Source organism: Caballeronia sp. INML3B, assembly GCF_023631305.1.
GTDB classification, from domain to species: Bacteria; Pseudomonadota; Gammaproteobacteria; order Burkholderiales; family Burkholderiaceae; genus Caballeronia; species Caballeronia turbans.
Genome location: NZ_JALQDI010000077.1, coordinates 90,162 through 108,249 on the forward strand (window position 1 = coordinate 90,162; position 18,088 = coordinate 108,249).

Sequence of the window (18,088 nt, forward strand, 5' to 3'; positions counted from 1 at the left end):
CCATGCCTCAACAAGTCAGCATGGGCGCGACGTTGCAGTGCTCGTTCGGCATGACGCCGTCGACGCTCGTCGTGCTGCCCGTGAACCGCGTGCGCTGCGAAGGGCCGCTCGCCGCGAACATCATGGATCACGAGCCGCTCGTGAACATCATGCCGTTCGGCATGTGCACGTCGGCGGCGAATCCCGAAGTCGCCTCGGCGACCGCCGCCGCGCTCGGCGTCCTGACGCCGATGCCCTGCGTGCCCGCGACCATGACGCCGTGGGCGCCGGGCGCGGTCACCGTGCTGCTCGGCAACCAGCCTTCGCTCGACAACGTGTCCAGGTGCCTCTGCAACTGGGGCGGCGTGGTGACGGTCGTCGAGCCGGCGACGTGCGCCACCCGGATTCCCTGAAGACGAGGCCCGCCATGATGCTCTCCGATACCAATCGCATCGCGCACGTGAGCTGTGCGCTCGGCAAGAACGCGCTCGTGCTCTGGCGCATGCGCGGACGCGAGGCGCTGGGGCGGCTCGCGCAATGGGATCTCGAACTGCTCGCCGATCAGTCGAATCTCGACATCGCGACGATGCTCGGCAGTGATTTCTCGCTGTCGCTGGAGATTCCGGGCGACGGCGCGCGCGAATACAACGGCATCGTCACGGCGTTCGAGCTGGCGCGGCCCGCGAGCACGCAGCCCAACCGGCCGGCGCTGTATCGCGCAACGGTGCGGCCGCGCCTGTGGCTGCTCACGCGCGCGTCGCATTGCCGGTTCTTTCATCAGATGACGGTGCCCGCGATCATCGGCAAGGTGCTCGCCGACTATCACATCGACTTCGAGAACAAATGCTCGGCGGCGTATCCGAGCCTCGAACACTGCGCGCAGTACCGCGAGACCGACTTCGATTTCGTGAGCCGGCTCGCCGAGCGCGAAGGCATTTACTACTTCATCGAGCATCGGGGCGGCACGCATCGGATGATTCTCACGGATTCGTCGCAGGTGCACGAGAGCGCGCCGCACGGCGCGACGCTGCGCTTTCGTCCGCAGCCCGCCGCGCCGCACGAGCACGAATGGGTCTATGCGTGGTCCGCGGGCGGCGAGGTGGCGACGGGCATCGTCGAAACCAACGACTACGACTTCGAGAAGCCGTCGCAATCGGCGCAGGAAGGTCTCGTCGCGCGCGCCCGGCGCAGCGAGCCGTTCGACAAGGCCGTCTACGCGATGCAGGAGCATGGCCTCGGCTACACGCGTCACGAGGACGCCGAGCGCTTCGCACGCGCGCATGTCGATGCGCATCAGGCGGGCAACGTCTTCGTGAGCGCTCGCGCGACGGCGCGCGGCATCTGGCCCGGCGGCCTCGTCAGGCTCACCGGCCATCCGCTCGACGTGCAAAACCGCGAGCATCTCGTCGTGGCGGCCGAGTACGCGCTCAACTCGGACGACTATCTGTCCACGCTCGACGCGCGCGACCGGCCGCCCGTTTTCGATTGCGCGTTCAGGGCGCTGCCGCGCGATGCCGGCTTCCGCGCCGCGCGCAGCACGCCCCGCGCATGTGTCGCGGGACCGCAGACGGCGGTGGTCGTCGGGCCGAAGGGCGAGGAAATTCATACCGACAAATACGGCCGCATCAAAGTGCAGTTCCATTGGGAACAGCTCGGCCCCACGGAGGCGCGCGAGTCCTTGCAGCGCTGCTGGGTGCGCGTCGCGCAGCCGTGGGCGGGCAAGGGCTACGGGGCGTTCTTTCTGCCGCGCATCGGTCAGGAAGTGCTCGTGCATTTCATCGAGGGCGACCCGGACCAGCCGCTCGTGATCGGCAGTGTCTACAACGCGGCGCAGACGACACCAGACGAACTCCCCGCGAAGATGGCGCGCACGACGCTCAGGAGCAATTCGACCAAAGGCGGCAACGGTTTCAACGAAATGCGTTTCGACGATACCAAAGACACCGAGCAACTGTTCTTTCACGCCGAGCGCGATCTGGAGACGTGGGTGAAGCACGACGCGCTGACGCGCATCGGCGGCGAACGGCATGTAATCGTCGAGCACGACGATCTTGCGCGCTGCAACGGCAGCCGCAGCGACGCGGTGCAGGGCGGTCACAGCGCGCGCATCGGCGGCAAATATTCGCTCGATGTCGGCGGCGATACACATCACAAAAGCGGGGCGAATATTTTGGTGGGGGCGGGTGTTAACGTCGATGTGAAGGGCGGGGCCAACGTCACCATCGAGGCGGGCGTGACGCTCACGCTCAAGGCGGGCGGCAACACGATCGTGCTGGGGCCGGAAGGCATCGCGATCAGCGCGGCCGGGCCGGTGTCGATCGACGGCGTCGTCGTGCAGATCAACTGCGGCGGCGGCGGTGGCGGCGCGGGCGCGGCGAGCGCATCGCCGGATGCGCCCGCCGATCCCCGGCAGGCCGACGACGGCACCACATGAACGCACACGAAGGAGAGATCATGCATCTGACGCTCGCGGTCGAGACCTATCAGGGCATCCCGACCGACGCCCCGCTTTCGTGCCGCTTCGGCGCGGCGGGCGGCACCATCGGGCGCGGCTCCGACAACACGCTCGTGTTGCCGGATGCGGCGAAGACCGTGTCGCGGGTGCATGCGCGCATCGACTGGACCGAGGACGGCTGGCGGCTCGCCGACCTCGGCAGCAATCCGAGCCGGCTCAATGGCCGGCCGCTGTCCGCCGGGCAGAGCGCGCGTCTTGCCAGCGGCGACCGGCTGGAGATGGGCGGCTACCGGCTCGATGTGCGGACGATGGAACGCGCGCCCGCCGAAGCTTTCGATGCGCCGCCCGGCGTGCATGACCGCCACGGTTTCGATCCGCTCGAAGCCGTGAGCCTTCAGGACAACGCAGCGCCGCGCTCTTTCGCGCACGATCCGCTCGCGCTGGCGGCGGTCCTCGCTGATGCGCCGCTGCCGGGTCCGCGCTTCGATCCGCTCGCCGCGCCGCTCGACGGTGAGCACGAACCCGCGACGCGGCTCGATGGACGCGCGGCGTTCGCCGGATCGCAGAGCGATCACGTGGCGCCGGAGCAGTTCGCCTATGTGCCGCCAGCCGGCGCGGTAGCGCATGCGCCGGCGGGCGGCATTCCGCATGATTACGACCCGTTGAGCGAAGACGCATGCGCGCCGCTCGCGGCCGTCGTGACTCCGCCGGCGCAGCCTGCCGCGATAAGGCCCGAAGAAAGACCCGAAGAAAGACCCGAAGCGGCCAACGAAGCCATTGCCGAATCGGCCTTTGCCGCGCTGCTCGACGGCATGGGCGTCGATGCCGGCACGCTCGGCACGCGCAACGCCGCCGAAATCGCGCGTCTCGCCGGCGCGATGCTGCGCACGGCGGTGCGCGGCGTAGTCGACGTGCTGCTGTCGCGCTCGGTCCTCAAGCGCGAAATCAGCCTCGACACGACGATGCTCGTCCAGCGCGACAACAACCCGCTCAAGTTCTTCCCCGACGGCGACGGCGCGCTCGCGCAGATGCTGCGTGGCGCGAGCACGGGATATCTGCCCGCGCAGACCGCGCTCGAAGGCGCGTTCGACGACATCCGCCGACACGAGCTCGCGGTCCTCGCGGGCACGCGCGCCGCCATGCAGCATCTGCTCGGCCGCTTCGATCCGCAGGCGCTCACGCGCGCCGATACGCGGCGCGGCTGGCTCGACTGGCTACCCGCATGCCGCAAGGCGCGGCAGTGGGACCGTCTCGTCGCGCTGCATGCCGAGCTCACCCGCGCGAGCGCCGACGACCTTCAGGCGCTGTGCGGCAGCGCGTTCAACGACGCATACGAGCAGCACGCGAACAGCTTCGCCGATACGAAGCAGACTTCCTTCCACTGAGAGCGAGGCATCGATGTCCTGGAACAACAAGGTGATCTGGTCCGAAGGCATGCTGCTTCAGCCGCAGCATCTGCAACAACACGACCGCTACCTGCGCGCGCAGATCGAGACGCGCTGCGCGGCGCTGCGGCCCTATGCGTTCGGCTTCTCGGAACTGGAGATCGACGCCGCGCAACTGAAGCTCGGCCGCATCGCGCTGGTTTCGTGCGCGGGCGTGCTGCCCGACGGCAGTCCGTTCCGACTTCCTTCGGATGACGAACTTCCGCTGCCGCTCGCCGTGCCCGAGGACGCGCGCGACCTGACGGTCGTGCTCGCGCTGCCCGTCGCGCGTCATGGCGTGCCCGAGGCCGCGTATGCGGCGCAGGCCGGCCACGATGGTTTCGTGCGTCACCGCATCGCGGAAACCGAAGTGCCCGACAGCAACGAAGGCGCGGTCGGTGCGGCGCTCGTGCAGGTCGGCAAGCTGCAATTGCGGCTCGCCTTCGAGCGGGACGTGGCCCATGCGCATACCTCGCTCGGGATCGCGCGCATCGTCGAGCGCCGCGCGGACAACAGCATCGTGCTCGATGCCGCTTACGCGCCGCCCTGTCTCGACTATCGCGTGTCGCGCCGGCTGTGCGGGTTCGTCGACGAACTCACGGGCCTCATGCACCAGCGCGCCGATGCGCTCGCCGCGCGCCTCGCCCGCCCCGCGGCGACCGGCGCGGCGGAGATCGCCGACTTCCTGCTGCTGCAGGTGCTCAATCGGGCGGAGCCGCTGTTCGCGGGCATCGCCTCGACGACCGGGCTGCATCCGCACGATCTGCATCAGCATGCGCTGCAACTGGCGGGCGAGCTCGCGACCTTCAGCCAGCCCGGCAAGCGTCCCGCCGCGTTTCCCGGATATCGCCACGAGCGGCTGGATGAAACCTTCACGCCGCTCGTCGATGCGCTGCGCGTCGCGCTGAACGCGGTGATGGATCCGCATGCGGTGCCGATCGCGCTCGAGGAGCGCAAGTACGGATTGCGCGTGGCGATCGTGCCGGATCGCGACCTGTTCCGCTCGGCGAGCTTCGTGCTCGCGGCGAAGGCCGATCTCGCGCCGGCCGCGCTTCTGAACAGCTTCCCGCAGCAGGCCAAGCTCGGACCGGTGGAGCGCATCCGCGATCTCGTGAATCTCCAGTTGCCCGGGATCGCGCTGCGCGCGCTGCCGGTCGCGCCGCGCCAGTTGCCGTTCCATGCCGGCTACACCTATTTCGAGCTGGAGCGCAGCGGCGATCTGTGGCGACAGTTCGCGACCTCGGCCGGCGTCGCGCTGCATGTCGCGGGTGACTTTCCGGGCCTCGAACTCGAATTCTGGGCGATCCGCCCGTGAGCGCCGCGCCCTCTTCGAAGAAGGACCTCATCGTGAATGCCCCGATCTTTCCGCCAGCCGGCTTCGACCCGGACGACACCATCCTGATTCCGCAACCGGGCGGGTCCGTTGCGGCACGCCCGCGCCAGGAGCGCCAGGAAGAGAGCGCGCAGGAGCGGCCGGAAGCCGCGCCGCGCGCGTCGGTCCTGCCGGTCGCGAGCGGCCTGAGCCCGCTCGTGCGTGCGGCGAACCCGATGCTCGAACTCGCGCTGCCGCTGCGCCATCGTGCGGCCATCGCCGATATCGAAGGTTTGCGCGCCGAGCTCGTGCGGATGGTGCGGGCCTTCGAGCACGACGCCCGCGCGAGCGGCATCGACACCGAAACGCTCGCGGCGGCGCGCTATTGCCTGTGTACCTGCATCGACGAGTCGATCTCGGGCACGCCGTGGGGCAGCGGCGTGTGGGCGAGCCGCAGCCTGCTCGTCACCTTCCATAACGAGGCGTCGGGCGGCGAGCGCTTCTTTCTGATCCTGCAGCGGCTCGCGCAGGACCCGGCGCGCCATATCGACGTGCTGGAGCTGCTTTACGTGATCCTGTCGCTCGGCTTCGAAGGGCGCTATCGGCTGATCGACGGCGGGCGCAGCCAGCTCGACTCCGTGCGCGAGCGGCTCGAACGCATCATCCGCAACCAGCGCGGCCCCTTCGAGGCCGAACTGTCGGTGCACTGGCGGCCCGCCGAGCGCGCGCGCAGGCCGCTCGGGCAGCGCATGCCGCCGTGGGTCTGCGCCGCGCTCGCGGGCGTCGTGCTCGTGGCGACGCATATCGCGCTGGCCGTGAGCCTGAACCGCACGTCGGACCCCGTGTTCGACGCGCTCAACCGCATCCGCGTGAGCGAGCGGCCCGCGGCGCAGCCGGCCATGATCGCGCCCGCCGCGATGCCCGCCGCCGCCGCGACGCTCTCGACGTTCCTCGCGCCGGAAATCCGCCAGGGCCTGGTTTCGGTTCGCGAGGCGGCGGATCGCTCCATCGTCACGATCAACGGCGACAACCTCTTCACCTCCGGCAGCGCGACGCTCGACCCGGCCTACGATGCGCTGATCGGCCGCATCGCCAACGCGCTGAAGCAGGTGCCCGGCAGAGTCGTCGTGACAGGCCACACGGATGACCAGCGCCTCCTGTCCGCGCGCTTTCCGTCCAACTGGCATCTGTCGCAGGCGCGCGCCGAAAGCGTGCGGGCGATGCTCGCGTCGCTCACCGGCGTGCCCGCGCGCTTTTCCGCCGAAGGCCGCGGAGACGCCGAACCGCTCGCGCCGAACGACACGCCCGCCGGCCGCGCCAAGAATCGTCGCGTGGAGATCACGCTGCTCGCCCCGGGCGCGTCGTCCTGAGGCGCGGCTCATTCGTTTAGCAGAACAGGCATGGAGACATCGATGAAAAAGATCGCAGGAACGCTCAGGACACCGCAATGGATCACGTTCGCGGGCGTGCTCGCGCTGCTCGTCGTGGTGTGGTTCGAAGGACCGCTCTTCGCGTTCGACGGCCACGCGCCGCTCGAATCGCCGCGCGCCCGCTGGATCGCGATGACCCTGCTCGTCGCCGCCTGGGCGCTCGCGTGGGGCGTGCGCCTCGGCGCCGCGCGTCTCGTCAACCTGCGCTTCATGAGCGGCGTCGCGGGGCAGGGGGCGGGGGCATCGGCGGGCAGCGCGGAGCTCGCCGTGTTGCGCGAGCGCTTCGAGCAGGCGCTCGCGATCCTGCGGCAGGCGCGCATGAAAGGCGTCAACGGGCGTCAGTGGGTGTATCAGTTGCCGTGGTACATGTTCATCGGTGCGCCCGGTACGGGCAAGAGCACGGCGCTCTCGAACTCGGGGCTGCGCTTTCCGCTGCGCGAGAAGCTCGGCGACGAGGCGATCGGCGGTGTCGGCGGCACGCGTCATTGCGACTGGTGGTTCACGGACGACGCCGTGCTCGTCGATACGGCGGGCCGCTTCACGACGCAGGACAGCGACGCGCAGGCCGACGAATCCGCCTGGACCGGCTTCCTGCAACTGCTGCGCAAATACCGTCCGCGCCGGCCGTTGAACGGGCTCATCGTCACGCTGTCGGCGGCCGATCTCGTGCGCCAGGACGACGCCGCCCGCGAGGCGCACATCCGCACGATCCGCAGCCGCCTGACCGAGCTGAGCGAGCGGCTCGGGGTGCGCTTTCCGGTCTACGTCGTCGTGACGAAGTGCGACCTGCTCGCGGGCTTCACGGAGTTCTTCGACGATCTCGGCGAAGCGGAGCGCAAGCAGGTCTGGGGCATCACCTTCGCGCTCGATGAATCCCCGGGCGCGGGTCCGGCGCTCTCGGCGTTCCCGGCCGAATTCGATGCGCTCGGCGCGCGCTTGCAGGCGCGCGTGCTGCATCGCATGCAGCGGGAAACGGACGTAGCGCGGCGTGCGCGCATCTACGGCTTCGCGCAGCAGTTCGCGGGCCTTCAGCCGGCGCTCGGGCGCTTCCTCGACGGCGTGTTTCGCGGCACGCGCTTCGAAGCGTCGCCGCTCCTGCGCGGCGTGTATTTCACGAGCGGCACGCAGCACGGCAGGCCGATCGACCGCGCGATCAGCGCCATCGCGCAACCGCTCGGATTGCAGCGCGACATCGCCTATAACCGCGACGCTTCGGGGCGCGCGTACTTCATCAACGGTCTGCTCAGGGACGTGGTGATTGCCGAGGCCGGGCTGGTGGGCGCGAACGCGCGCTTCGAGCGATGCAGCGCGTGGCTGCGGCGCGCGGCGCTGGCGGCGGTCGGCGTGGCGCTCATGCTCGCGCTCGCGGGCATGGCGGTGAGCTATCAGCGCAACCGCGCGTATGTCGCGGAGTTCGACCGGCAGACGCAGCACGTGCGCCAACTGGCGCGCGACGCGAATGCGGCCGCCGATCCGCTCGCGGTGCTGCCGCTGCTCGACGCGGCGCGCGCGCTGCCCGGCGGTTACGCGGACGCCGGCAAGCCGGTGCCGTGGCTCACCCGGCTCTGGCTCTATCAGGGCGACAAGCTCGGCCAGGAGGCGCGCGTGACGTACCGCCGTCTGCTCGACCAGACCTTGCTGCCGCTCGCGGTCGGCAAACTCACGCAGGAGTTGCAAGACGGCGGCGCGGGAAATGATTCGACCACCGAGGCGTATCGCTATGAAGCCTTGCGCGCCTACCTGATGCTCGGCGACGCGCGCCATTTCGATCCCGCCGCGCTGCGCGCGCATCTGGTCCCGGCACTGGCACGCGACGCGAGCCCGGCGCAACGAAGCGCGCTCGATGCGCACCTCGCCGCGCTGTTCGACCGGACGCACTTCGATCCGTCGCTGCCGCTCGACGAGGCGCTCATCGAGTCGGCGCGCGCGCGGCTGGCCGAACTGCCGCTGTCGCAGCGCATCGGCAACCGGGTCGATGGCGAACTCGCGCAGGCGAACGTGCCCGCGTTCAGCGTGAGCGCCGCGGCCGGTCCCAATGCGCCGCTGCTGCTCAGGCGCGCGAGCGGCGCGCCGCTCACGGGCGGCGTGGCGGGCGCGTACACCTTGAACGGCTACGCTCGCTACGCCCGGCTGCGCGACGCCGCGCTCGCCGATGTCGCGAAGGATGCGTGGGTGCTCGGCCGCGACGACGTCGCGCCCACGCCCGAAGGCGTCACCGCGCTGCGCACCGCGCTCGACGCGCGCTATTTCGACGCCTACGTCCACGCGTGGGACGCCCTGCTCGACGATGTGACCGCCGTGCCCGTCACCGCGCTCGCCGATGGCGCGCGCGTCGCGAACGAACTGTCGGCGCCGGATTCGCCGCTCAGGAAGCTGATCGTCGCGGCGGCGCGCGAGACGACGCTCGCGTCGAACGCATCGGGCAAACAGAACGCGACGACGCCCGTCGACGAGCACTTTCAGGCGCTGCATCAACTCGCGGGCAAGCCGGGCGATGCCGCGTCGCTCGATCGCGAATTCGCGCCGCTCAAGGACGCCGCCGTCTATCTCGATGCAGCCGACGCCGCGCGCAGAACGGGTCAGCCCGCGCCCGCCGGCGATGCGCTCGGCAAGCTGAGGCTCGCGAGCCAGACGAGCCCGGCGCCGCTCACGCCCGTGGCCGCGTCGCTCGCCGCCGCGGGCACGGCGCTCATGGAGGGCGGCGAGCGCGCGCGCCTCAACGCGTTGTGGAACGCGAGCGCCGGCCCGTTGTGCCACCGCGCGCTCGATGGCCGCTATCCGTTCGTGCACGGCTCGACCCGCGATGTCGCCGCCGACGACTTCGGCAAGCTCTTCGCGCCGGGCGGTCTCATCGACGATTTTTTCCAGAAGAACCTCGCCGCGCTGGTGGACACGAGCGCGCCGGTCTGGCAATGGCGCGCCGGCACGCCGCCGGCGGGCATGCCGCGCGATGCGCTCGCGCAGTTCCAGCGCGCCGCGCAGATCCGCGACGCGTTCTTCCGCGACGGCGGCCACGACATGTCGATCCGTTTTCGCGTGAAGGCGCTCTCGCTCGATCCGGCGGTGGCGCAGGTGAATCTCGACATCGACGGACAGCAGCTCGCGCTGAAAGCGGACGGCGTTCAGTCGATGCTGTTGCAATGGCCGGGGAGCAGGAACACGGGCCGCGCGAGCGCGCAGTTCGATCCGCCCGCGACCGCGCAGGGCGCGGCGCTCGACGCGAGCGGACCGTGGGCGCTGCTGCATCTTCTCGACGCGGGCAGACTCGAGCCGACCGCGCAGCCGGACCGCTACACACTCACGCTCGCGTCCGCCGGTCGCCGGGCCGTGCTCGAACTGGATGCGACGAGCGTCGTCAATCCGTTGCGGCGCGCGCCGCTCGAGCAGTTCCGCTGCCCGGAGCATCTGTGATGACGGGACCGGGCATCGCCGGATGCTTCGGCAAGCTGCGAAGCAACGGCGACTTCGTCTCGCGGCGCTTGCCGCCGTGTTTCGTCGAGCAGTGGGATGCGATGTTGCAGGCCGGTGTGCTCGCGAGCCGCGCAACGCTCGGGCGTGCGTGGCTCGATGCGTATCTGACCGCGCCGCTGTGGTGCTTCGCGCTCGGCGACGGTGTCATCGGCGAGACCGGATGGGCGGGCGTGCTGATGCCGAGCGTCGATTGCGCGGGCCGTCATTTTCCGCTCACGATCGCTGCGCCCGTCGAGTCATTCGCGTGGCGCTTTCAGATGGACGGCTGGTTTTCGCGCTGCGCCGCGCTCGCGCTCGCGACGCTGGATCGGGACGCACGTCTCGCCGACTTCGACGCCGCATTGCTCGCGCTCCCGCACGCGCACGCGCACGCGGATGATGCGGCGGGCGTCCCGGTGCCGTCCGGGGCGGGCGAGCGGGGAGTGAGCCATTGGTGGCATGCGGGATCGGTGCGCGCGAGCGCCGGATTGCCCGATGCCGCGTTCGTCGCGGCGCTATTCGATCGTGCAGGCTAGATGCCGTCGAAGCAGACGATGACGGCCGTGATGTTGTCCTTGCCGCCTGCATCGAGAGCGAGGGCGATGAGATGCCTGCACGCCGCGTCGATTCCGTGCGGCTTCACGCCTTTCAGCACGGCCTCGATCTCGCGATGCGACACCTCGCCGTGCAGCCCGTCGCTGCACAGCAGATAGCGGTCGCCGGGAAGCCAGTTGTGCGCTTGGACGACGGGCGCGATGGACGGCAGCGGGCCGAGCGCCTGCAGCAGCACGTTGCGCGGCGGCAGATGTTCGATGGCGCCGCGCTCCAGCGCTTGCTGATAGAGCGTCTGGTCGCGAGACAGTTGCGACAGCGCGCCGTCGCGAAAGCGATAGAGCCGGCTGTCGCCGACGTGAAACGAGATCAACTGCAACGAGCCGGGCGGCTGCCAGATGCCGGTCAACGTCGTGCCCATCGATCGTTGCGGCGTGAGACGCTCGCGCTGGTTCATCGCGTGGAGCGTCGCATTCGCGTGATCGAGTGCGTCGGCGGCGGCGCGCATCGCACACGCCGGCGCGTCGTGCAGGGTGGCGTCGGGATCGTCGGCGCTCGCATGCGTGGCGGGCCGGGCGGCGAGTTCGGCGGCGATGCACTCGAGCGCGGTCGCACTCGCGCGCGCACCGAATGCGTGACCGCCCATGCCGTCCGCCACCGCGACGAGATTGAGCCCGGCGTGGATCAGAAAGCGGTCCTGATTGTCGCGGCGCACGCGCCCGGCATCGGTGTGGCCGAACGCCGAGCAGGCGGCAAGGCGCAGCGGAGCGCGGCGCGTCAACGTGTCGGAATCCATCGGTGAAAGCTCCTTCGGATGCGTGCTTACAGTCCGACGTCGCGCCTGAAGCGCGAGCGGTCGTGTTCGTTGGAGATCGCCGCCGCGAGCCGCTCGTGCAGCGCTTCGAGGCTGCCTGAGCGCGAGGCCTCGCGTTTCGCGACGATGTTCGCGATCGGGCCGAGATAGACCGCGAGCTTCGACGCGGCGGCCTGTACCTCTTCCACGCCGAGCGACGGAAAGCGCGATGCGTCCAAAGACGTCGCGGCGCCATGCGTCGTGCCCGCGCGGGAGCCTTCCTCGAAGGCCGCGACGAACAGCGCGCGGCCCTTGTCGGACGGCACGTGCGGGGCGAGCAGCGCGACCAGCGCGGGCAGGTCCGGCGCGCCGGCGATGCGCGCTGCCGCGCGCCGCACGAGCAGACGGGCCACCGGCCCGATCTGCCCGGCGAGTTGCATCTCGACCGAGGCGAGCATGGCGGCGGGCCACATCGTGAGCGAGGGCAGCGAGTCGCCGCGCCAGGCGCCCGAACCGGAGGCGAGCGGCCCGTCGGGACTCACCGTGCGTGCTTCCAGAATCGTGCGGTCGTCGGCCGGGACGGGCGCGTGATCCAGCGCACGCTGAAAATCGGCGGCGGTCTGAAAACGCGCGTCAGGGCGTCGTGCCAGCGCGCGCATCAGCACGTCGTCGAGCGCGGGGGTGAGCGCCGGATTGCAGGCGGACGGCGCGCGCGGCGTTTCGTGCATGACCTGCCGCATCACCTCGGCCTGCGATGCGCCCGTGAAAGGCCGGCATCCAGTGAGCATCTGATACAGCACGATCGCGGCGGAAAAGAGATCGGAGCGTCCGTCGACGGACTCGCCCGTGAACTGCTCAGGCGACATGTAGCATGGCGTGCCGATCATCGCGCCCGCCAGCGTCAGCGTGGACGATTCGACGTGTGCGACGCCGAAGTCCGCGACCTTGAGCCGCCCTTGCTCGCTGACGAGCAGGTTCGCGGGCTTGATGTCGCGATGCACGACGCCGTGCGCGTGCGCGAAGCCGAGCGCGGCGAGCAACTGGCCGAACCAGTCGACCGCGGTCGCGAGTGCGAGCGGACGGCCCGCGTCGAGCAACTGCTTGAGGCCTTGCCCGTTCACCAGCTCCATGGCGATGAAGGCGGTGTCCGCGGTCTCGCCGTAGTCGTACACGCCGACGATATTCGGATGCGCGAGCCGTCCGCCGGCCTGGGCTTCGTTGCGCAGGCGCGCCAAGAGGCTCGCGCGTTCGCCGCCGTCGAAGAGATCGTGACGGACCGTTTTCAGCGCGACATGCCGCTCGATGTGCGGATCGAACGCGCGATACACGACGCCCATCGCGCCCGCGCCCAGCATCGCCTCGATGCGGTACTTGCCCAGGTGCGTGATGCGCGGCGGGTCCATCGCGGCACCCGTCATCTCATGCCTCGATCATCTTGAATGCTTCGACGAGGCTCGTCTTCATGCGCGCGAACGACGCGGCGAGCGAAGCGATCTCGTCGCGGCCGCGCTCGGTGAAGTCCGCGCCGTCGAGTTGCCCGAGGCTCGCCTGATCGGCGGCTTGCGAGAGCGCCCGGATGCGCCTTGTCACGAGCAGATGCACCATCACGTTCAGCGCGATCAGCAGCAGCACGAACACCGCGAGCAGCGAGGCGAGAAAGGTGCGCAGCACCGCATCGCTGCGCGCGACCGGCAGCGCCATCGGCACCGACACGAAGTCCGCGCCGATGACTTCATGCATCGCCCAGTTGAAGCCGTTGTTCGGGCCGTATTTGTCGATGAGCGTCTTCGGCGCGCGCGAGGGCACGCTGTGGCATTCCATGCACGCGGCATCGTTGATGCGGTTGGGGCGCGCGATATACAGGTTCTGCCCGGAAGGCGTGTCGCGCAGACCGACGACTTCCTTCAGCTCGGGCTTGTCGTGCAGATGCCGGATGACGTCCGCTTCCCAGTCCGAAGGACGGTCGCGCGGATTGGTCGGATTGAGCATCGTCGAACGATACGAGTATCCCGCGAGACGCTTCTCCAGCGTCATCAGGGTTTCGACCGCCGAGAACGCCGGCACCGATTGCGGCACGAAGCTGTATTTGAGCTGCGTCTGCAGGAGCGGCGTGACCTGCGTCGCGGTGTAGTTCTGCGCCGCGCTCGCGGCTTCCATCAGGACGCGCGCATTCTGCACGGTTTCCTCGATGGCCGCGCGCCGCAGCAGTTCACGCGCGGCAAACCCGGCCGACGCGAAACCGATGACGAACACCGCGAGAAACACCAGATTGAACTTGACGGCGAGCGACAGTCTCATGACTCCACCTCGGTTGATTGCGCGTTGACGGGCGCGACCGCGCGCCGGCGCGGCATGGCGGGCGGCGGGCACAGCACGCGCCGCCATTCGGGAAGATCGCGCAGGTTCTGGCGCACTTGCGTGCGAAACGGCTCGCCCTGTGCGAGCGGCCGAAAACGCGCGACGAAGGTGCGCCGGATATCGAGCGGTGCGGTGAGCCAGCCGGCGAGGTCGGCATACGTCGCCGGACGGCCTTGCACCGGCGCGTCGGGTTTCGTTTTCGCGAAGGCGACGAACGCGAGCGGATCGCGGAACGAAACCGGCATCGCGGCGATGAACGATTGAGCCGCGCGCGGGTGCACGTCGAGCGGCTTGCCGGCCGCACGCTCGATGTAGCGCTCGCCGTCGAATGGCTGGCGCGCTTCGGCGTGCTCGGGCAGGGCGAGCGTCACGCTTCCGGTTTCGATGAAGAGCGAGGTCGCATCGCGGCTTGCGTGCAGGACGGCGGAACCTTCGCGCAGGGCAACGCGAAGCGCCGCGGTCTCGATCGACAGGGGTTCGGCTGCGGCGTGAATGCGCGCGATCTTGATCCAGCCCGACAGCAGCGCGAGCGCAACGGCGTGCGGCGCCGCATCGATGGCGAGGCGCGTATCGGCACCGAGGGCGACGATCGTGCCGTCGTCGTCTTCGATTTGCGCGCCGCCGTGGGCATCGGTGGCGAGCAGATCGCCGGGCTCCACAGCGAAGGGTGCATCGACGCTTACGACCGTCTTGCCGCGGACCAGCGTGACCGCGCCGTCGGGCAGCAGGACGGGCTGGCCCGCGTATGCGCACTGGAGCGCGCATAGAGACGCAACGGCGAAGCCTGAGCGCAGAGCGTGAGAAAGGGTTCGGACGTTCATCGCTGTCGATGCCTCGAAGCATGGAGGGATTGCGACGAAAACAGCCGGGACACCGCTTCTATTCCAGAGAATTTCCCCTATGGCCGATGGAACAAATCGGCGCCGCCCGGTGTTGTCGGCAGGACGAGACCGCCGCGCGATGCCGTTCGTGATCGCGCGTCGCTTTCGCACACTCGAACCACTCAACCAGGGCAATCTCCATGATGAGCAAACTTGCTTCACAAGCCGTGGCCGGCGCGCTCGCGCTCGCCGCCTCGCTGACATGCGCAACGAGCCAGGCGGCGTGGCGCGTCGACAGCGGCCAGTCCACGTTCTCCTTCACGACCACGAAGGCCGCCCGTCCGGGCGCGGCGGCGCTCGCGGAAGTGCAGACGTTCAGGCAGATCGACGGCTCGATCGGCGATGACGGCAAGCTCGTCTTCGATGTCGATCTCGCAAGCGTCGAAACGAACATCGACCTGCGCAATCAGCGGCTGAAGGACATGCTGTTCAAGGTCGCGGATCATCCGAAGGCCGTGTTCAACGGTGCCGTCGATATGCGGCGCGTGCAGGCGCTCCATACGGGCGCGAGCATGGACATCGACGTGAGCGGCGCGCTCGCGATCAGCGGCGTGGCACGACCGCTGAGCGCGAGCTTGCGCGTCGTGAAGCTCGCGAACGGCGCGCTTTATGTCGGTACTCGTCTGCCGATCGTGGTGAACCTGAAGGACTATGGCCTGCAAGACGAGGTCGAGGCGCTGCGCGCGCTGATGAACCTCGATGTGCTCGCGGGCTCCGCGCCTGTGAGCTTCGCGGTGATGCTCGAGCCGCAAAGATGAGCGGCTGAACGGCGGACGCCTTCGCGAGCGCGAGGGCGTCCGATGTGTCGAAGATCGCGGGGTGTTACGCGTTCAGGAAACCGAGAACGGCCTTGCGCAGTTTCAGGTCCCAGGTCTGCTCTTGCGCGTGGTTCGCGGCGAGCGTGAGCAGGCCGCTGATCATCGCATCGTCCGACTTGAACGCGAAACCCGCATCCCCGAGATAGCTCGATCCCCAGACCTTGAGGCTATCCACGTATTTGCAGCCCGCCGTGTAGGCCGCCTGCGTGATGATGGTCTCGTCGTCCTTGAACATCGCGAGAAAGTGCATCTTGTCGCCGCAAATGCCCGAGTTGAGGGCGAGCACCGACAGCGCCGGAATCGATACCGCGTAGCGCTTGAACCAGTTGTTGAACGCGATCGGCCGGGTATGCAGTGCATCGCGCTGCATGCGGGCGTCCCAGTACTCCTTCGCCTGCTCGCAGAACCGCTTGATGCGCTTGATTTCGACGATCTTCCAGATGACCTTCGCGAGCGTTTCCATGATGGAGACGACCGCGTCGACGATGGTCGATGCACCCTGACTCGCGAACTGCAAGCCGAGGCTCGCGCCGCCTTTCACGAGGTCGTACACGCCGGAGCCGATGCTCAGCTTCATCGCGCGTCTGATCGCTTCCACGATGGTACCGGGGTGTCCCGCGAGCAATTGCACATCGCGGCCCTGCACCCATTCGCGATACTTGGTGATGCTGCTGTCGACGGTATTCGCGATGCCCTTGGCGATGTCGAGGCCCGCGCCGATGAACGGTGCGAGCGTGGCGAGCAGCTTGCCGCACAGCACGTCCACCAGCTTGCGCAAGAGCGCGGGCATCGTATCGAGCGCGAAGCCGCCGGGATCATTGCGAATATCCGTGACTTTCTCGCGGATCATGTCCCAGAGTTTTTTCGCGCCTTCCTCGACCTTGGCGCGAATGGCATCGTAGAGACGGCGCGCCGCACTGCTCAACGCAGGCAGCGTGACAGTGGATAGCGTGAGCTGATTCGAACTCACGAGCGTGGGTTCCTTGTGCTTCTTTATCTTCTTCTGAACATGCTCGAGTGCGAGCGATGCCGACTTCTGCACGAGACTGTTGTCCAGTACCTCGGCGGCGCGCGACGCCGCGACATTGGCCTCCGGCGCGAAGCCGAGACCGACATTGGTGACTTCGAAAGCGCCTTCGAGAAGCACCTGGAACGTGTCGTCCTCGACTTCCATGTTGCCGAAGAGATAGAGGACGCCGAGCCGCGAATTGATGAGCGCGGGCGCCATGAAGTCGAGCGCGCCGCCTGCGGCATCGGAGTCGCCCTGGCCGTGCAGTTGCTGGTCGAGCAGCGTGAAGCACTTCGCGCCATTGCGGGAGATTGTTTTCCAGGCATCGCCGGGACCGACCGACTGCTGCCAGCGCTCGAAGGCGCGCACAAGGCTGTGGAACCGGTGAACGGTTCGGATTCTCTGGTACAGAAGGATCTGCTCGTCCAGATCTTTCAACGCTGCACTGCGCACCTGAAGCAGCGACGACGTTCCTCTCAGCCATTCATCGTGGCGAACGATGTCGGGCAAACTGGCGTAAGCGTAGGGCATGGATGGGTCTCCTCGGAACCGGATGTGATCGTTGGCTGCGCCGCGCCGCCCTAGCACCACGCGATATCGTTGAGCTTCACGTAGTGGGTTTCGATCAGGCGGCCGCTGCGACTGCGCAGGTCCACCCGGTAGAAGCAGCCGAAACTGAAAAAGCTCTGGTCCAGGATAAAGATTGCGCGGTGCATGATTCCCCCTGTTCGTGCGGTTCGGCGGATGAAAACGCGCCGTTCGGATCGCCACGGGTTGCGGCGACCGTGATATCAGAACAACGGGGTGCGCGCGTTTCTTCCGCGTGCGATCGACAATTTATTTTCGGGGGGATGAAGGAATAAAAGAGGCGCTCGCGTGTGAGGCTCGATTGCGATGTCGGGCAGCGCGCTTTCCGTGGTGGGGCCGGACAGATGGAAGCGGCTCCATCGCTTCGACCGGTCCGGTGTGTGGGCAATGCCGGCCGACGCGACGTATCCTGTATTGCAGTGGCAGTCGATGCAGCACTGAGACGTTGTGCGCGAGCCATCTGATATACGGTGCCGACGGCTTTTGCAGGTTTGCGAACGACCGTTCTTAATTGACGATGCGCCACTTTGTCATTGCAGGCTTAAGCGTGGCACTCCGTTTGCTTTGCGCACGAGAGAACTATGGACGGAGCATGATGAAAGCGACTATTTGGGGCCATAGCCTGTTGCCAGACGGCCATGAGGAGATTCATCGCTTTGCGTTTGAACTTCAGGACGGAAGCGAAGCGCCGCCCGTGCGGGAATCGGTTTCCCTGCGTACCGCGCGCGTGATCGTGGCGCATCTGCACGACGGCAACGCATTGATACAAATGTTCCGGGCAATCGTCGACACTGAATCAGCGAAGTACGACGAATTAATCGGCCGAAGCTTCGAGGACGATTTCCTCGAGAACGGTCCAAGCGATCGGGTCAATAGCTCGCAGGGGTGGGAAAACGCGGAGCAGTGAGCCTGGATCGAATCGGAACGGCGTTGCGGGGTGACGCGAAGAGTCCAACATCGACCGTATGCTCTTTCAATGTTATTTCGATGTTCGGGGCGCGCAGGAAGCGAACGCAAAGGCCGCTCCGTCAACGGATCG

At 68.0% G+C, this 18,088-nt stretch carries 15 protein-coding genes; 9 read left to right on the top strand and 6 right to left on the bottom strand.

Translation table 11 applies throughout. The features are described 5' to 3' along the window. Window positions 1–2 precede the first annotated feature (2 nt). Genes NCS58_RS31450 through tagF form a run of 7 tightly spaced genes read left to right on the top strand, consistent with a single transcriptional unit; the run spans window position 3 to window position 10,586 of the window. Window positions 3–392 (top strand): DUF4280 domain-containing protein, encoded by a 390-nt coding sequence (locus NCS58_RS31450; RefSeq protein ID WP_250478342.1) that lies wholly within the window; start codon window positions 3–5, stop codon window positions 390–392. Window positions 393–406: 14 nt separating this feature from the next. After that, the gene (locus tag NCS58_RS31455; protein ID WP_250478343.1) at window positions 407–2,413 is read left to right on the top strand and encodes a type VI secretion system Vgr family protein; all 2,007 of its coding nucleotides are present in this window, start codon (window positions 407–409) and stop codon (window positions 2,411–2,413) included. After that, the gene (gene tagH / locus NCS58_RS31460; protein WP_250478344.1) at window positions 2,410–3,819 is read left to right on the top strand and encodes a type VI secretion system-associated FHA domain protein TagH; all 1,410 of its coding nucleotides are present in this window, start codon (window positions 2,410–2,412) and stop codon (window positions 3,817–3,819) included. The genes NCS58_RS31455 and tagH overlap by 4 nt, the downstream gene beginning before the upstream one ends. Before the next feature lie 13 nt (window positions 3,820–3,832). Then, window positions 3,833–5,173: a type VI secretion system baseplate subunit TssK gene (gene tssK, locus NCS58_RS31465; RefSeq protein ID WP_250478345.1), complete on the top strand. Its 1,341-nt coding sequence runs from the start codon at window positions 3,833–3,835 to the stop codon at window positions 5,171–5,173. A 32-nt stretch (window positions 5,174–5,205) separates the two neighbouring features. Beyond that, window positions 5,206–6,540 (top strand): DotU family type VI secretion system protein, encoded by a 1,335-nt coding sequence (locus NCS58_RS31470; protein WP_250478346.1) that lies wholly within the window; start codon window positions 5,206–5,208, stop codon window positions 6,538–6,540. 42 nt (window positions 6,541–6,582) lie between these two features. Beyond that, the gene (gene tssM, locus NCS58_RS31475) at window positions 6,583–10,011 is read left to right on the top strand and encodes a type VI secretion system membrane subunit TssM (protein ID WP_250538994.1); all 3,429 of its coding nucleotides are present in this window, start codon (window positions 6,583–6,585) and stop codon (window positions 10,009–10,011) included. Beyond that, window positions 10,011–10,586, top strand: a complete 576-nt coding sequence (tagF, locus tag NCS58_RS31480) for a type VI secretion system-associated protein TagF (RefSeq protein WP_250478348.1) — start codon at window positions 10,011–10,013, stop codon at window positions 10,584–10,586. The genes tssM and tagF overlap by 1 nt, the downstream gene beginning before the upstream one ends. Here the strand turns inward: tagF and NCS58_RS31485 are convergent. The 4 genes from NCS58_RS31485 to NCS58_RS31500 are packed head-to-tail and all read right to left on the bottom strand — an operon-like array spanning window position 10,583 to window position 14,574. Further along, on the bottom strand, window positions 10,583–11,398 hold the full coding sequence (locus NCS58_RS31485) for a PP2C family serine/threonine-protein phosphatase (protein ID WP_250478349.1): 816 nt from the start codon (window positions 11,396–11,398) through the stop codon (window positions 10,583–10,585). The two genes, tagF and NCS58_RS31485, sit on opposite strands and share 4 nt — an antisense overlap. Before the next feature lie 26 nt (window positions 11,399–11,424). Beyond that, entirely contained in the window at window positions 11,425–12,813 is a 1,389-nt protein-coding gene (locus NCS58_RS31490) for a serine/threonine-protein kinase (protein ID WP_250538995.1), read from the bottom strand. A 1-nt stretch (window position 12,814) separates the two neighbouring features. Next, entirely contained in the window at window positions 12,815–13,693 is an 879-nt protein-coding gene (locus NCS58_RS31495; RefSeq protein WP_250478351.1) for a DUF3365 domain-containing protein, read from the bottom strand. Beyond that, a complete protein-coding gene (locus NCS58_RS31500) occupies window positions 13,690–14,574 on the bottom strand; it encodes a FecR domain-containing protein (protein ID WP_250478352.1) in 885 nt (294 codons plus the stop codon). Before NCS58_RS31500 ends, NCS58_RS31495 begins: the two co-directional genes overlap by 4 nt. 200 nt (window positions 14,575–14,774) lie before the next feature. On the opposite strand from NCS58_RS31500, the gene NCS58_RS31505 reads away from it, so the two are divergent. Beyond that, window positions 14,775–15,392: a YceI family protein gene (locus NCS58_RS31505; RefSeq protein ID WP_061118460.1), complete on the top strand. Its 618-nt coding sequence runs from the start codon at window positions 14,775–14,777 to the stop codon at window positions 15,390–15,392. A 64-nt stretch (window positions 15,393–15,456) separates the two neighbouring features. On the opposite strand, the gene NCS58_RS31510 is transcribed toward NCS58_RS31505, so the two are convergent. Together NCS58_RS31510 and NCS58_RS34280 are read right to left on the bottom strand one after the other, a co-directional pair. Beyond that, complete coding sequence (locus NCS58_RS31510; RefSeq protein WP_250478353.1) at window positions 15,457–16,992, bottom strand: hypothetical protein; 1,536 nt, start codon at window positions 16,990–16,992, stop codon at window positions 15,457–15,459. A 50-nt stretch (window positions 16,993–17,042) separates the two neighbouring features. Then, window positions 17,043–17,177 carry a hypothetical protein gene (locus NCS58_RS34280; RefSeq protein ID WP_284502485.1) on the bottom strand — a complete coding sequence of 45 codons (135 nt, stop codon included), beginning with the start codon at window positions 17,175–17,177 and terminating at the stop codon, window positions 17,043–17,045. Window positions 17,178–17,641: 464 nt separating this feature from the next. On the opposite strand from NCS58_RS34280, the gene NCS58_RS31515 reads away from it, so the two are divergent. Further along, complete coding sequence (locus NCS58_RS31515) at window positions 17,642–17,956, top strand: hypothetical protein (protein ID WP_250478354.1); 315 nt, start codon at window positions 17,642–17,644, stop codon at window positions 17,954–17,956. Window positions 17,957–18,088 lie beyond the last annotated feature (132 nt).

What these genes read in the sequence shown, in the direction of transcription:
- NCS58_RS31455 (WP_250478343.1), top strand. Translation starts at nt 407, where the DNA reads ATGATGCTCTCCGATACCAATCGCATCGCGCACGTGAGCTGTGCGCTC.
- NCS58_RS31515 (WP_250478354.1), top strand. Translation starts at nt 17,642, where the DNA reads ATGATGAAAGCGACTATTTGGGGCCATAGCCTGTTGCCAGACGGCCAT.
- tagF (WP_250478348.1), top strand. Translation starts at nt 10,011, where the DNA reads ATGACGGGACCGGGCATCGCCGGATGCTTCGGCAAGCTGCGAAGCAAC.
- tagH (WP_250478344.1), top strand. Translation starts at nt 2,410, where the DNA reads ATGAACGCACACGAAGGAGAGATCATGCATCTGACGCTCGCGGTCGAG.
- NCS58_RS31510 (WP_250478353.1), bottom strand. Translation starts at nt 16,992, where the DNA reads ATGCCCTACGCTTACGCCAGTTTGCCCGACATCGTTCGCCACGATGAA.
- NCS58_RS31495 (WP_250478351.1), bottom strand. Translation starts at nt 13,693, where the DNA reads ATGAGACTGTCGCTCGCCGTCAAGTTCAATCTGGTGTTTCTCGCGGTG.
- tssM (WP_250538994.1), top strand. Translation starts at nt 6,583, where the DNA reads ATGAAAAAGATCGCAGGAACGCTCAGGACACCGCAATGGATCACGTTC.
- NCS58_RS31490 (WP_250538995.1), bottom strand. Translation starts at nt 12,813, where the DNA reads ATGACGGGTGCCGCGATGGACCCGCCGCGCATCACGCACCTGGGCAAG.
- NCS58_RS31505 (WP_061118460.1), top strand. Translation starts at nt 14,775, where the DNA reads ATGATGAGCAAACTTGCTTCACAAGCCGTGGCCGGCGCGCTCGCGCTC.
- tssK (WP_250478345.1), top strand. Translation starts at nt 3,833, where the DNA reads ATGTCCTGGAACAACAAGGTGATCTGGTCCGAAGGCATGCTGCTTCAG.
- NCS58_RS31500 (WP_250478352.1), bottom strand. Translation starts at nt 14,574, where the DNA reads ATGAACGTCCGAACCCTTTCTCACGCTCTGCGCTCAGGCTTCGCCGTT.
- NCS58_RS34280 (WP_284502485.1), bottom strand. Translation starts at nt 17,177, where the DNA reads ATGCACCGCGCAATCTTTATCCTGGACCAGAGCTTTTTCAGTTTCGGC.
- NCS58_RS31485 (WP_250478349.1), bottom strand. Translation starts at nt 11,398, where the DNA reads ATGGATTCCGACACGTTGACGCGCCGCGCTCCGCTGCGCCTTGCCGCC.
- NCS58_RS31450 (WP_250478342.1), top strand. Translation starts at nt 3, where the DNA reads ATGCCTCAACAAGTCAGCATGGGCGCGACGTTGCAGTGCTCGTTCGGC.